The sequence below is a fragment of the Limosilactobacillus panis DSM 6035 genome (assembly GCF_001435935.1).
In the GTDB taxonomy this organism is placed as follows: domain Bacteria; phylum Bacillota; class Bacilli; order Lactobacillales; family Lactobacillaceae; genus Limosilactobacillus; species Limosilactobacillus panis.
Genome location: NZ_AZGM01000020.1, coordinates 1 through 12,988, shown reverse-complemented (window position 1 = coordinate 12,988; position 12,988 = coordinate 1). Strand labels below are relative to the sequence as shown.

Sequence of the window (12,988 nt, the reverse complement as noted above, 5' to 3'; positions counted from 1 at the left end):
CTTTTTTATGGTTAATTGCGGATTTTTAGTAGGCGTTAACCCGCCGCCGGTAAACGATAAAGCGCCGGAACATGTATTGCCATGGCAGCGTTAATGCGTGAACTAGACGGGTGTATGGGAAGTAGCCAAAGATAGCAAATCCACATAAAACGTGAACCTTATAAATCAGCGGCACGGAAGCCATCAGTTGCCATTGTGGATGGAAGGTAAAGAGACTTCGTACCCAGGGACTAATGGTTACTCGGTAGTCGAAGTCGATAAATGCACCTGAAATAGTGCATGCCAACCCCAGTGTAATGGTAATCAAGAGGGCCCAGTCAACGATAATATCGTTCAGACTACTAGTCTTAAACACCCGCCTTACCGTCATCCGCCGGTAAGTCAGGATTGCAATTCCAATGAAGGCAAGCAACCCAGCAGGAATCCCCATTACTAGTGATCCGAACAGGTGGTACATGTGGTCAGTAATTCCGAAGTACGCTGTCCAGCTCTTGGGAACCAGCATTCCCAGGCAGTGACCAAAGAAGGCTAGGATAATCCCCACGTGGAATGTGATACTCCCGGCAATTAATTTCTTTTTTTCAAAGATCTCGCTAGATTTCGCCGTAATACTAGCGTGGAAATACTTAAAACGGATGAAGTTACCGATAATGAATGACGCCAGCATGGCATATGGGTAGATAACCCAGAAAAAGATCGACCAATTATTGTGCATCTGTTTTCACCTCTGTTTCAACACTCGAACCGACAATTTCACGGATGAATTTTACAAGTTTGATGTAGGGATTTTCACTATCAATAACCGCATTTTTAAGAAGGTTATAGGTTCCATCCTCAATAACGCTAAGGGCAAGCTGAATGTCCTTACGTCGGGGATCATCAAGAAAATCACCGACAGCCAAAAAGTCCAGCATCAGCGGTAGGTAATCTGACAACTCACTAGTCGTTTCCGCAACACCAAACATCTCATACAGCATCTTCAGTTTTGCCAAAACAGTCCCCCGCTCGCGAGAATCCGTCATCTTGTAGTAGGACATGTATAAGGTGTAGCGACGGTTCATTTCAAACAGGCCCGTATAGTTGGTCTGCTGCTTAAGCAAGACGGGCTTAGCGAGTTGGTCAAATATTTCAAGTAAGGACCGCCGCTCGTCTTTTGACAGGGCCTTATCTTGTTCGATGAGGGTACGATTTGCTTCTGTAAACGTGTCTTCTGTCGGATAGTCAATCAGTAATGACAGAACCTCTAAGATTGGGCGGTTTGCCGATAGCTTTTGATAATTAATCACGCCAAATTCCCCCATAGAAACTCTCCGCGTAAATTTCATTGGTCGACTTACCGGCTTCGGCCTTCTTGAACATGCTGGTATGCTGTGGTGCCAGGGCACACCCCTCACACTCGTCATAACCCAGGCCACCCTGCTCACTCTGAGCATCCTCTAATTCAGCCTTTTGACTACGTGGAATGACAAAACGGTCCTCGTACTTAGCAATCGCAAGGAGACGGTAAAGTGATGTTGCGCTGGCTTCGGTTAAGCCCACCCGCTCCAGCTTGCTGGTATCAAAATCCTGGCCACTTGTTTTGGCCCGCATATATAACCGCATCATGGCTAATTTGTAAAGGGCGTTTTTAACAAGCGGTACATTGCCACCGGTTAAAAGACTGGCGAGGTATTGGACTGGAATCCGCATTTGGTCAATTCCGGGGAAAATCATCTCCGGATTCTTGATTGAATCTCGGCCCTCAAAGTAGGACATCACAGGTGATAGTGGTGGAATGTACCAAACCATTGGCATTGTCCGGTATTCTGGATGAAGCGGGAAGGCAATCTTTTCTTCAACCGCCATCTTATAAATCGGTGACTTTTGGGCAGCTTCAATCATTTCTTCAGAGATACCATCCTTAAGCGCCTGCTTGACAACCTTAGGATCATTGGGATCCAGGAATAGCCTCAACTGAGCTTCATACAATTTGCTTTCGTCGGGTGTCGATGCCGCTTCTTCAACCCGGTCGGCATCGTAAAGCAGGGCGCCAATGTAACGAATCCGGCCAACACAGGTTTCGGCGCAAACCGTTGGCTGTCCTTCCTCAATCCGCGGGTAGCAGAAGGTACATTTCTCCGCCTTATGCGTCCGCCAGTTGAAGTAGACCTTCTTGTATGGACAACCAGTCATACAGAAACGCCAACCCCGGCAGCGTTCCTGGTCAACTAAGACTATCCCATCCTCGTCGCGCTTGTACATGGCCCCGGAAGGACATGACGCAACACATGGCGCGTTCAAGCAGTGTTCACACAGGCGTGGCAAATACATCATGAAGGCCTGCTTAAAGTTATTCTTAATGTCACTCTCTATTTTTTGCATATTCGGGTCCTGGTGAACGTACTCAGTTGAACCAGCTAAGTCATCATCCCAGTTAGGACCCGTCTTCAGTTCCATGGTTTCACCAGTAACCTGCGATTTTGGCCGGGCAACCGGTTGGTGCTTACGTTCAGGCCCAAAGAGCGTTTTGTAATCGTAAGTCCACGGCTCGTAGTAGTTATCCATCTCGGGCATATCATTGTTATAAAAAATTTTCCCAAGAGCAATCTTATTCAACTTATTCCCAGCACGCAGCTGGAGCTTGCCCTTCGCGTTGAGTGTCCAGCCACCATGATACTTGTCCTCATCTTCCCACCGTTTCGGGTAACCTACTCCTGGCTTTGTTTCGACGTTATTAAACCACATGTACTCAGCACCGGGACGGTTTGTCCAGGTGTTCTTACAGGTAACCGAGCAGGTATGGCAGCCGATACACTTGTCAAGGTTTAACACCATCCCAATTTGTGCTTTAATCTTCACTCCAGTTCACCTTCTTTAATTTTCGAACGTTTACATAAAGGTCACGCTGGTTACCAGTTGGCCCATAGTAGTTCCATGCATAGCTTAACTGACCATATCCACCAACCATGTGCGTTGGCTTAACGTGAATTTGCGTTGGCGCATTGTGCGAACCACCACGGTTTCCGGTAATCGTTGATAATGGTTCATAAATTTCATTATCCTGGGCGTGATACATATACATCGAACCCTTCGGCATCCGGACAGATACGACGGCTCGGGCAGTAACAACCCCGTTCCGGTTATATGCTTCGACCCAGTCATTATCCTTGATATCAATCTTTTCGGCATCCTCGGGACTCATCCAGACGGTCGGGACACCACGGAAGAGGGTCAACATCTCAAGGTTATCATAGTACATCGTGTGGATATTCCACTTACCGTGTGGTGTCATGTACTTAAGAGTGATTTCCTTTTTAGCTGGTTGAACATCGGTATCACTTGGTGCCATCACGATCGGTGGTAGCGAAGGTTTGTAGGTTGCCAGGCCCTCACCGAATTCCCGGAAGACTTCGTGGTCCAGATAGAACTGTTCACGGCCGGTCAGTGTCCGGTTCGGAATTTTGCGTTCCGTCATCAACGAGAATGGGGTATACCGGTCACCACCATGCTTAGCAGAGGTCCCGATTGGGGTTGGGTAAGCCTCCTGTGGTTGGGCGGTGATCTTCTTAAAGGACATCACATCATCAGCGTGACCGCGACCAATGTCGGTCAGGTGCTCACCAGTCTGTTGCTCCTTCTTGTGCCATGCGCGGTCTGCTAACTTCCCATTAGAGGCAGTTGACATCCGCAGGATTGCGTCACAGACCTTTTCATCCTCATCCAGGAGTGGGCAGCCAGCCCCGACACCTTGGTCAGCGGTCCCGTTCATATCCTTTAGGTAGTCATACTGGTCCTGAACATCGTACGGGTAGTTGTTGACAACATTTGGTCCTAGGGTAATGAACTTATCGTAAACTTGACTATAGTCACGTGGTACTAGCTTCAAAGAAGGCATCGTCTTTCCCGGAACAGGTTCAACCTCTCCCTTCTTCCAATCCTTGACGTCACCGTATGGTTGGGCAATTTCACCTGGCGTGTCATGGCCCAGTGGCGCGCTCTTCAAGTCATAGTGCGTTCCTGGGTAGTACTTAGCAGCCATCTGTGAGAAGGTCTTGGCCAGCAACTTAAATTGTTGCCAATCTGACTTGGATTCCCACATTGGGCTAATTGCGTCATTGAATGGGTGGATGAACGGGTGCATATCGGTTGAAGAGAGGTCCTTCTTTTCATACCAGGTAGCTGCCGGTAAGACAACGTCTGAGTACATCGGGGTGGAAACCATCCGGAAGTCCATATCAACGACGAGGTCGAGCTTACCAACTGCCGCCTTGTCGTGCCAAACCATCTCTTCTGGTTTACGCCGGTCGTTTGGCTTAGCCAGTAAGCCGTTTTCCGCGCCCAAGAGGTGCTTCATAAAGTATTCGGCACCCTTACCAGATGATGCGAAGAGGTTCGAACGCCATAGGAAGAACGCTTTAGGCTGGTTCTCGCTTGCGTCCGGATCTTCGGCAGCAAAGTGGAGGCTCCCCTTCTTCAGTTCGTCAACAACCCGCTGCGAAATTTTAACAATATCAGTTGTTTGGTAATCCTTAGCAAAGGAAAGTGGGTTGCGGTTAAACTGCGGGTAAGATGGTAACCAACCAAGCCGAATTGCCAACTGGTTGTAATCGGCGTTATGAAGATAGGAATGTTTACTCTTCCAAACTGGGGACTTCTGGGCCTGGTTATCGATTTCCTCGTAGCGCCACTGGTCAGTTGCAAAGTAGTACCACGTGGTTCCCTGCATCTGTCGGGCGCCACCCTTTTCCCAGTCATTGGCAAAGGTGATGTTTGCCCAGCCTTCCTGTGGCCGCAACTTTTCTTGACCAACATAGTGGGCCCAGCCACCGCCGGTTTTACCAATACAGCCACAGAGCATCAGCATATTGATAATCGTCCGGTAGTTCATATCAGCGTTGAACCAGTGGTTGACACCACCACCCATGATTACCATGCTGGCACCGTCATTTTCAGCGGCATTTTGGGCAAATTCACGGGCAATCTGGATGACCTGATCAGCCTTTACACCAGACCGACTCTCCTGCCAGGCAGGCGTAAAGTAACTGTTGGCATCGTGAGCGTCCTTGGCAGCGAGCTCATCGTGGCCGGTACGGTTAATTCCCATCTGGGCCATCATCAGGTCGTAAACGTTGGTGACCAGGTGTTCCTGTCCATCAGCGAATTGGATCTTCCTAACCGGAATGTGGCGGACAACCACGTCATTACCATCATTACTGAATGCAGGGAAGTCGATTACGGCTTGACTAACATCGCCGGATTCAGTAATTGAAAGGGCCGGATTAATCGAATTGCCTGCCGCATCCTTTAGTTCCAGATTCCACTTTTCTTTTGGATCGTACTTCTGGCCCATTGTCCCGTTTGGCACAACAAACTGGTGACTATTTTTATCGTAAACAACCGTCTTCCAGGCGGGGTTGACAATCGTATCGTCTGCTACGAGGTCATTAATCCGGACAAAGCGGCCGGCAGTCAAATGATCAGCATTTGCCACGCTGGGCTCCAGTTCGACCGCAAATGGCAAGTCAGTATATTGCTTAGAGTAGTTTATGAACCGGTCAACAGGATGTTTTTGATAGAATTCATCCAAAATCACGTAGGTCATTGCCTGAGCAACGGCCGAGTCGCTCCCGGGATGAGGAGCCAGCCAGTCGTCGGCAAACTTGACATTTTCTGCATAATCCGGACTAACCGCGACCACCTTAGCACCCTTATAACGAGCTTCGGTCATGAAGTGGGCATCTGGTGTCCGCGTCAACGGGACGTTTGAACCCCACATGATAATATAAGAACTGTTGTACCATTCGGCTGATTCAGGCACATCGGTTTGCTCACCCCAAATCTGTGGCGATGCCGGTGGTAGGTCTGCGTACCAATCGTAAAAACTCATCTGCTCTCCACCAAGCAGGGCAATGAAACGGGCACCCGCACTAAAGCTCATCATTGACATCGCTGGAATTGGCGTAAAGCCACCAATACGGTCGGGGCCGTACTTTTTAATAGTGTAGAGGCAGGCAGCAGCGATTAGCTCAAGGGCCTCGTCTCGGTGAACACGGACGAGGCCGCCATGTCCCCGAACACTCTTGTATTCTTTAGCTTTTTTTGGGTCTTCGACGATGCTAGCCCAGGCATCCAGTAGATTTTCATGCTCTTTCTTTGCGGCCGACCACATTTCCCACAGGCGTCCCCGAATATACGGGTACTTAATCCGGACGGGACTGTATTCGTACCAAGAAAAGCTTGCCCCCCGTGGACATCCCCGGGGTTCGTAGCCGGGAATATTGGCCCCACACGACGGGTAATCCGTTGCCTGGTGCTCCCAAGTAATGATTCCTTGCTTAACGTAAACGTTCCATGAGCACGAGCCCGTACAGTTAACACCGTGAGTTGTCCGCACAACCTTGTCATGCGCCCATCGTTGACGATAGAGTTTTTCCCAACGACGATTATTTTCTTCAAGTTGTGTAAAGGTTCCGTTAAACTTTTCAACTTTGTTAAAGAACCGCGACTTCATCGTTGATATACCTCCCTTAATTGTTTGGCCTTGGGTATGGTAAACCTAAAGTAAGCCTTTTCCCTAATATAAAGGTTATCATTAATCCTGTTATACTACGACTAGGGAAAAACCTATATTTTTCAATAGTTGGAGGGTGAATTAGACATGGATCGCTATGATCGTCAAGAAAGAGTGAATCAAATAGGCACGGCGGGGCAGGCCCGAATCAGTCAAGCAACGGTTTTGATTGTCGGTGTTGGCGGACTCGGAAGTTATGCTGCCGTAATCTTAGCCCGGGCGGGGGTCAAGAAGCTTATTCTTGTTGATCCAGATACCGTTTCCCTAACCAACCTCCAGCGTCAGGCCCTCTTTACTGAAAACGATTGCCAAGAGCATCGCTTCAAAGTTACGGCGGTCAAAAACCACTTGCAAGCAATCAACAGCAGTGTTGAAGTCGTTGCAATTCCTTCACCACTCACGGCAGATCTAGTAAGCGACAACCATTTTGACCTCTGCCTGGACTGCTTGGACAACTACCGTGGACGGGCCCTCCTCAACGAACTGGCAATTGAACACCACTTTGATTATGTATTTGCTAGCTGCGCCGGAAACTACGGCAACGTGATGGCCATTTCGCCGCAAGAACACCCCTGCCTTGCTTGTCTCTTTCCAGACATCAAGCAGCTGATGAACACCGATTGCGACATTATTGGGGTCAATGCTGCCCTCCTACCACTAGTTGCGGGGATGCAGGCTTCCATTGCCCTCCACTACCTTGTGGACCAGTCAACAGTTGATTTTGACCACCTCATTACCTATGATAACTGGTCAATGACGGCCAATCGCTTCAAAGTAAGTAAGCAGGCGACGTGTCCGGTTTGCCAGCGCCACCAGCAAATTAGCACGGGTCAAGGCGGTTCGCAGCTAACAATGCTTTGCGGTGCGAATGCCTACTACGTTAGGTTAGCCCATGGGGTGAAACTTACCAGCTGGGCCTACCACCTGAATTCACTAGGTGCCCTTATCACCAGTAACCCCCTCTTTATTCAATTTAAGTGGGTCAATCGGCCAGTTAGTCTGTTCAAAAATGGTAAGCTAGTAATGTATGACCTGGCGAACCGGGCAGACGCCGAAGGCCAGCTCAATAGGATTATTAAACTTGCAAACGAAATAAGGGAGATAACTTCAGATGAATCAAGCTGCCATTCTAACAATTAGTGATAGCCGGAGCTTAGCGGATGACCGTTCCGGCGATTTGATTAGTGACCTGTTAACTAAAAACCACATCACCATTATTGACCGACGCATCGTTAAAGATGATATCGTCGATATTCAAACAGCCTTTTTGGAACTAGAGCAGGCCAGGCCAGATATCATCATCACAACGGGGGGAACCGGAGTTGCGCGAAGAGATGTCACCATCTCCGCCGTCCGTCCCCTTCTCCAGCGAATCATACCAGGCTTCGGCGAGATGTTTCGTCAAATATCATTTCATGAAATTGGGACGCGGGCACTTGCCTCCCAAGCACTAGCGGGATTTAACTATCGCTGGCAGCTTACCTACTGCCTTCCCGGTTCACTAAATGCCTGCAAGACCGCACTAGACCGGCTCATCATTCCTGAATACCAGCATTTACTTTATGAAATTAGTAACCAACGAAAGGACGACCACAATCATGCTCACTAGAAGAACGCCAATTTCAGTTACTGAGGCGCAAAAACGGGTTCAATCGATTCCGCTAAAGACGGCAACCGAGATTATTCCACTAGAAGAGGCTAACCACCGTGTCCTGGCAAAAGATGTCCGGGCAAAATATGAGTACCCCCACTTTCGCCGGGCAGGGATGGACGGTTACGCAATTCGAGACACTGATGATAATGACTTCCCCAAAGAATTCAGTGTCCTGGGAGAAATCCAAGCCGGCGCGACCTGGGACCAGCCCCTTACCCCAGGTACTGCTGTCCGGATTATGACGGGGGCTTATGTCCCAAATGACGCCGCAAAGGTAATCCGGATTGAGAAAACCCGTCCGGTTGATGGCAATCCATCTCGTGTTCAAATAATGACCAGCGAGAATAAGAGTAATATTACTGAGGCCGGGACAGATGTCAAAAAGGGCGCCGTCATCCTTAGCCATGACCAAGAAATTAATCCCGGTGGTCTAGCTGTTTTACGGGCTTTCGGCGTTAAAGAAGTCGAGGTTTACCAGCGTCCCCGAATTGCAATTATCGCAACGGGAACTGAGCTTCTTAATTCAGACGCCCCCATTGCTCCGGGGAAAATCTATAACAGTAACGGCATCATGCTCAAAAACCTGGTCGAGGAAACCGGCGGGAGAGTTGATTTTGAGACTCAGCTTCCGGACGATGCCTCAACAATCAGGAAAGTGTTGAATGAGCAAATTGCTAGCCACGAAATTGTCATCACTGATGGTGGAGTTTCAGTCGGCGACTTTGACTATATTGGTGACCGTGCCCGGCAGGCCGACCGCTTGCTCTTTAATAAGATTAAACAGCGGCCCGGGAGTGTGACCACTGCCTTTGTTCAGGATGGTACCCTGGTAATGGCCCTTTCTGGAAATCCGGGAGCCTGTTTCACCGGTTTCTACCTGTATATGGAGCCCCTCATTCGTCGCTACCAACATCAATCGTCGCGGATTCGCAAGGTCCGGGCAACTCTGGCGGCGCCGTATAACAAGACCAACGGGTTTGACCGCTACCTCCGTTGCCGGTACGCCATCAAGGATGGTCGCTGCCTGGTATATCCAAATGGCATTAACCGTTCAGGATCTTTGGCCAACCTTCAAACAACGACCTGCCTGGCCTTGATTCCACACAGTACTACTCCGATGCAGGTCGGAACGGAGACGGACGCATGGCTGTTACCATTCAAATAGTTGGTCCCAAGGACTCGGGAAAAACCGCAGTGGTCACGCACTTAATCAGTTGCCTAACGAAGAAGCACTTCCGGGTAGCAGCAATTAAACACGACGCCCATTCGAGCAGCATGGACATTCCTGGGACCGACAGCTACCAGATGAGCGCAGCAGGTGCCCGCCAGGTGGTGCTAGAGTCGAACAACCAGCTCTTCTTTCACCAGCAGGGACAAAGGCCGCCACTCGCCGCCCTGGTAAGGCTGCTAGGAGCAGAAAACGATTTCGTAATTATTGAGGGACACAAGGCAGCTAGTTATCCCAAAGTAGTGTTAATAGGCGATGATAAGGCAAACAACCAAGATTTTACCGCCGTGATAACGGCCCCCGTCAGGCTGGTTCAAAACGCTCATTTAGATATTCAGGCCTGTGACCACTTAGTACAAGAAATATACAACTATTTAATAAGTCAGATGGGTGATCAATCATGATTGGAATTGTCCTAGCTGGCGGTCAATCAAAACGTTTTGGAACCGACAAGGCGACTTACCAATTAGGCAGTTTGAACGCTAGTAACGTTCAATTAGCGGTCAGTAAACTCCTACCGTTTTGTGAACAGGTAGTGGTGAGCGTCAACCAGAAAAACCAGCAAGCGATTTGTAAACAACTACGGGCGTTCCCACGAACCATCCTCGTCGGTGACCTTCCACCCTTTGACCAACATGGCCCGTTAAGCGGTCTACTGGCAGTAACCAAGCACTTTCCGGGTAGGCATGATTATCTGATGGTTGCGGTCGACTATCCCTTTTTGCGTTCGGAAACGATCCAGGCCTTAGCTAGGCACCAACAAACAGTCATTACTACGGGGGATCACCTTCACTATTCACTGGCCCACTTCCGGACTGACTACCAAACGATCAATACTTGGTTAATGGATAATAATTGGCGACTCGGTGCTTTTTTAACCGAATGCTGCCGGTGTCAGCCCTTATCCTTTCCCCAACGACAAGAATTTACCAACCTGAATTACTTAAATAAGAAGGAGTAACCATGAAATCAAAAGCAATGATGTCTGAACCGGATTTTCAAAAATTAATAGCACTGGTGCTTAATGACTTAACGATTCGACGCACAATGCTGGAAAATCGTGAACAGGAAGTTAACCAGCAAATGAGTTCACTAGAAAAGGACGCGGAACTGGAGCAACTAGACGATCAGATTCAGCAAATTCAGCGTGACTACGACCATTATCAAGCATACCGCGATCCCAATTTTGATTTTGACAGCCAGCAGTATTATCAGGGACCTTCAATGGGCCTTCCTAAATTTCCCTAGTAAGGAAGATGACTAATGATGGCTTTAGAACAAGCAAAGACAAATAAAGATTACGCGCGGCTAGTTAACCGTATTTACCACACTAGTGATTTTGAGTTTGTTGGAATTGCTCTTCAAGAGACCTACTACCCCTTTGTAATTAAGTGGCGCTTTGCCGCTGGTAACCAGAGTGAGCAATTCCGCCAGATTGTTCTGCGTAAGGGAATCGGCATTGCTGGATTAGTCTTTCGAACCGGTAAGCCCTTCTACGATAACAACCTAAGTAAGTACAGCTTTTCAAATAAGATGTACACACCGATTGCCAATGCGGAGTCCCTATGGAGTGCGGTAGCAATTCCGGTTGCTTCCAGTTTGGGAACCGTCAACGCCGTTCTGTTAGCCGGTTATCGCCGTAAGCAACCGGTGAGTCTCGAAACTGTGGCGCACTTAGGTGAATATTTACATGGGTAACACTGTCTAGTGAGGGGATTCAGTTGATAAAAGATAAATACTTAGAAAAGTACGTTGGGCAGTCCCGGTCAGCAATCATGTTTTTTGCTGGCGACCAGCTGATTGCCAGTAACCATTCTGCAGAGGAACTCCAAAGACGGTATGGCCTTGACCCGTGTTATTTGCGTCAGATTGCTCAAAATGGTAAGTCATCGTCAACAGCAGGTTATCAGGTACGGACAAACGTCGTCACTATCCCAACAAAGGAGAAGGAATCTCTTCACCTTTCCTTATGCTACCGCCTCCTGGATCAAGAAGAAGATGTATACTCGCTCACCATCAGAAACCTACAACACGAAGAACAACTGTCCGCACAAGAACGACAACACCTGCTAACCCGTTACGTCAACCGGGCCCATGAGAAGGAACGGCAGCGAATATCACAGGACCTTCACGACAGTATTGCCCAGGGTGTCTATTCGGCAATCATGGGTGTCCGCCGCTTTACGCAGGGTGACCTGAGCCCGGCAGAACAGCAAGAGACTAGCCAAGCCATTGAAATCCAGTTGCAGGAAACCCTGACGGAAATAAAAGAGATGGCGCTTGATATTCGCCCCGCCGTTCTGGATAGCTTCGGCCTGGTACCCGCAATTAAGGCCCTTGCCAAGCGGCTCCAGGCTAATTCCGGAGTGATAATTAATGTTTTAGCGGTTGATGAACAAGCAATTCAGTTGACTAGTGACGAGCAAAGCGTTCTCTACCGCGTCTGTCAAGAAGCAATTAATAACGCCCTCCGACATGCCCACCCTAGCGAAATCACAGTTTTACTCTCCAACCATCCCCACGTGATTCAGATGCAGGTCCTTGATGATGGGGATGGGTTTAACCTCAAAAAAAATGCCCACTTCAATGGCCACTCGTTAGGCCTAATGAATATGAAAGAGCGGGTTACTGCCTTAAATGGCGTATTTGAAATTAGTTCACACCCGCATGAGGGAACCACGCTAACCGTTAAGTTCCCGCTTAATACAGTTAGATAAGGATTTGGTGAAATTATAATGTATAAGGTTTTAGTGGCAGATGACCACGCCATCGTTCGTGCCGGTATATCGTACCTTGTTAATCAGCAGGCCGGGTTCGAAGTGGTTGATGAAACCGCTAGTGGAACAGACACATACATACGAATTGAACGTGGTGATATTGACATCGTAATAATGGACCTCAGTATGCCACCGGGAGAGAACGGTTTGATTACGACCAGGCGAATTCATGAAAAGTTTCCCGCGGTCAAGATTATTATCCTCTCGGTTCATGAGGACCAGGAATACATTAATAAGGCTATGCATAATGGCGCGATGTCCTACATCCTGAAGAGTTCTTCTGATGAGGAAATCATTAAGGCTCTTAAGGAAGTTGCGGCTGACCGCGACTACTTAGATTCCAATATTATGATCAGTAAAGATGACTTAAAAAGAATCAATGCCGACGGGGCCCACGTGAACCTGAAGGGTTACAACTCCCTTTCCAAGCGTGAAAAGGAGGTCTTCCCCCTCGTTGCTCTAGGCTATTCCAACAAGGAAATCTCGGAAAAGCTCTTTATCTCGACAAAGACCGTTGAGGCCCATAAGGCCAACATTACGCGTAAGCTTCACCTTCATAACTGAAACTTGAAAGCACGAAAACTAGCCGGAGCTGCGTCAGCTTCGGCTTTTCTCAGCCTAAATTAGACTTTTAGATGCCAGTATTCAATGCTTTTTGGATCGTTATTGGCAACTGAGCTATGAATCGATTAATGATGTCATCAATGTGATCAGTTAGGCTGAGCTGAGCTCAGCTCGACCCAGTTCATGAAATAAGTAGACCAATGCGTCCATAAAAC

The 12,988-nt window shown here is 48.5% G+C and carries 13 protein-coding genes; 9 read left to right on the top strand and 4 right to left on the bottom strand.

Annotated elements, in window-relative coordinates; all coding sequences use genetic code 11:
• Positions 1–25 precede the first annotated feature (25 nt).
• The 4 genes from narI to FD32_RS01230 are packed head-to-tail and all read right to left on the bottom strand — an operon-like array spanning position 26 to position 6,490.
• A complete protein-coding gene (gene narI / locus FD32_RS01245; RefSeq protein WP_047769596.1) occupies positions 26–715 on the bottom strand; it encodes a respiratory nitrate reductase subunit gamma in 690 nt (229 codons plus the stop codon).
• The gene (gene narJ / locus FD32_RS01240; protein ID WP_047769607.1) at positions 705–1,286 is read right to left on the bottom strand and encodes a nitrate reductase molybdenum cofactor assembly chaperone; all 582 of its coding nucleotides are present in this window, start codon (positions 1,284–1,286) and stop codon (positions 705–707) included. The genes narI and narJ overlap by 11 nt, the downstream gene beginning before the upstream one ends.
• A complete protein-coding gene (gene narH / locus FD32_RS01235) occupies positions 1,279–2,838 on the bottom strand; it encodes a nitrate reductase subunit beta (RefSeq protein WP_047769598.1) in 1,560 nt (519 codons plus the stop codon). The genes narJ and narH overlap by 8 nt, the downstream gene beginning before the upstream one ends.
• A complete protein-coding gene (locus tag FD32_RS01230; protein ID WP_056962089.1) occupies positions 2,828–6,490 on the bottom strand; it encodes a nitrate reductase subunit alpha in 3,663 nt (1,220 codons plus the stop codon). The genes narH and FD32_RS01230 overlap by 11 nt, the downstream gene beginning before the upstream one ends.
• A gap of 147 nt (positions 6,491–6,637) precedes the next feature.
• Between FD32_RS01230 and FD32_RS01225 the strand changes: the two genes are divergently transcribed.
• The 9 genes from FD32_RS01225 (at position 6,638) to FD32_RS01185 (ending at position 12,773) form a co-directional block, all read left to right on the top strand.
• Positions 6,638–7,690: a HesA/MoeB/ThiF family protein gene (locus tag FD32_RS01225; protein WP_047769602.1), complete on the top strand. Its 1,053-nt coding sequence runs from the start codon at positions 6,638–6,640 to the stop codon at positions 7,688–7,690.
• Positions 7,662–8,159 (top strand): MogA/MoaB family molybdenum cofactor biosynthesis protein, encoded by a 498-nt coding sequence (locus FD32_RS01220; protein WP_047769605.1) that lies wholly within the window; start codon positions 7,662–7,664, stop codon positions 8,157–8,159. Before FD32_RS01225 ends, FD32_RS01220 begins: the two co-directional genes overlap by 29 nt.
• Positions 8,149–9,369, top strand: a complete 1,221-nt coding sequence (locus FD32_RS01215) for a molybdopterin molybdotransferase MoeA (protein WP_047768393.1) — start codon at positions 8,149–8,151, stop codon at positions 9,367–9,369. Before FD32_RS01220 ends, FD32_RS01215 begins: the two co-directional genes overlap by 11 nt.
• Positions 9,348–9,836, top strand: coding sequence for a molybdopterin-guanine dinucleotide biosynthesis protein B (mobB, locus tag FD32_RS01210; RefSeq protein ID WP_047768386.1), 489 nt, complete (start codon positions 9,348–9,350; stop codon positions 9,834–9,836). The genes FD32_RS01215 and mobB overlap by 22 nt, the downstream gene beginning before the upstream one ends.
• Positions 9,833–10,393: a molybdenum cofactor guanylyltransferase gene (locus FD32_RS01205; protein ID WP_047768384.1), complete on the top strand. Its 561-nt coding sequence runs from the start codon at positions 9,833–9,835 to the stop codon at positions 10,391–10,393. Before mobB ends, FD32_RS01205 begins: the two co-directional genes overlap by 4 nt.
• A 2-nt stretch (positions 10,394–10,395) precedes the next feature.
• On the top strand, positions 10,396–10,680 hold the full coding sequence (locus FD32_RS01200) for a hypothetical protein (protein WP_047768382.1): 285 nt from the start codon (positions 10,396–10,398) through the stop codon (positions 10,678–10,680).
• A 15-nt stretch (positions 10,681–10,695) separates the two neighbouring features.
• Positions 10,696–11,130 (top strand): GAF domain-containing protein, encoded by a 435-nt coding sequence (locus tag FD32_RS01195; RefSeq protein ID WP_235803735.1) that lies wholly within the window; start codon positions 10,696–10,698, stop codon positions 11,128–11,130.
• A gap of 77 nt (positions 11,131–11,207) precedes the next feature.
• Positions 11,208–12,149: a sensor histidine kinase gene (locus FD32_RS01190; protein ID WP_047768388.1), complete on the top strand. Its 942-nt coding sequence runs from the start codon at positions 11,208–11,210 to the stop codon at positions 12,147–12,149.
• 18 nt (positions 12,150–12,167) lie between these two features.
• Positions 12,168–12,773, top strand: a complete 606-nt coding sequence (locus FD32_RS01185) for a response regulator transcription factor (RefSeq protein WP_047768380.1) — start codon at positions 12,168–12,170, stop codon at positions 12,771–12,773.
• Positions 12,774–12,988 lie beyond the last annotated feature (215 nt).

Excerpts from the sequence above, each read along its gene's own strand:
- narI (WP_047769596.1), bottom strand. The coding sequence starts at position 715 with ATGCACAATAATTGGTCGATCTTTTTCTGGGTTATCTACCCATATGCC.
- FD32_RS01230 (WP_056962089.1), bottom strand. The coding sequence starts at position 6,490 with ATGAAGTCGCGGTTCTTTAACAAAGTTGAAAAGTTTAACGGAACCTTT.
- FD32_RS01225 (WP_047769602.1), top strand. The coding sequence starts at position 6,638 with ATGGATCGCTATGATCGTCAAGAAAGAGTGAATCAAATAGGCACGGCG.
- FD32_RS01220 (WP_047769605.1), top strand. The coding sequence starts at position 7,662 with ATGAATCAAGCTGCCATTCTAACAATTAGTGATAGCCGGAGCTTAGCG.
- FD32_RS01215 (WP_047768393.1), top strand. The coding sequence starts at position 8,149 with ATGCTCACTAGAAGAACGCCAATTTCAGTTACTGAGGCGCAAAAACGG.
- mobB (WP_047768386.1), top strand. The coding sequence starts at position 9,348 with ATGGCTGTTACCATTCAAATAGTTGGTCCCAAGGACTCGGGAAAAACC.
- FD32_RS01205 (WP_047768384.1), top strand. The coding sequence starts at position 9,833 with ATGATTGGAATTGTCCTAGCTGGCGGTCAATCAAAACGTTTTGGAACC.
- FD32_RS01200 (WP_047768382.1), top strand. The coding sequence starts at position 10,396 with ATGAAATCAAAAGCAATGATGTCTGAACCGGATTTTCAAAAATTAATA.
- FD32_RS01195 (WP_235803735.1), top strand. The coding sequence starts at position 10,696 with ATGATGGCTTTAGAACAAGCAAAGACAAATAAAGATTACGCGCGGCTA.
- FD32_RS01190 (WP_047768388.1), top strand. The coding sequence starts at position 11,208 with ATGTTTTTTGCTGGCGACCAGCTGATTGCCAGTAACCATTCTGCAGAG.
- FD32_RS01185 (WP_047768380.1), top strand. The coding sequence starts at position 12,168 with ATGTATAAGGTTTTAGTGGCAGATGACCACGCCATCGTTCGTGCCGGT.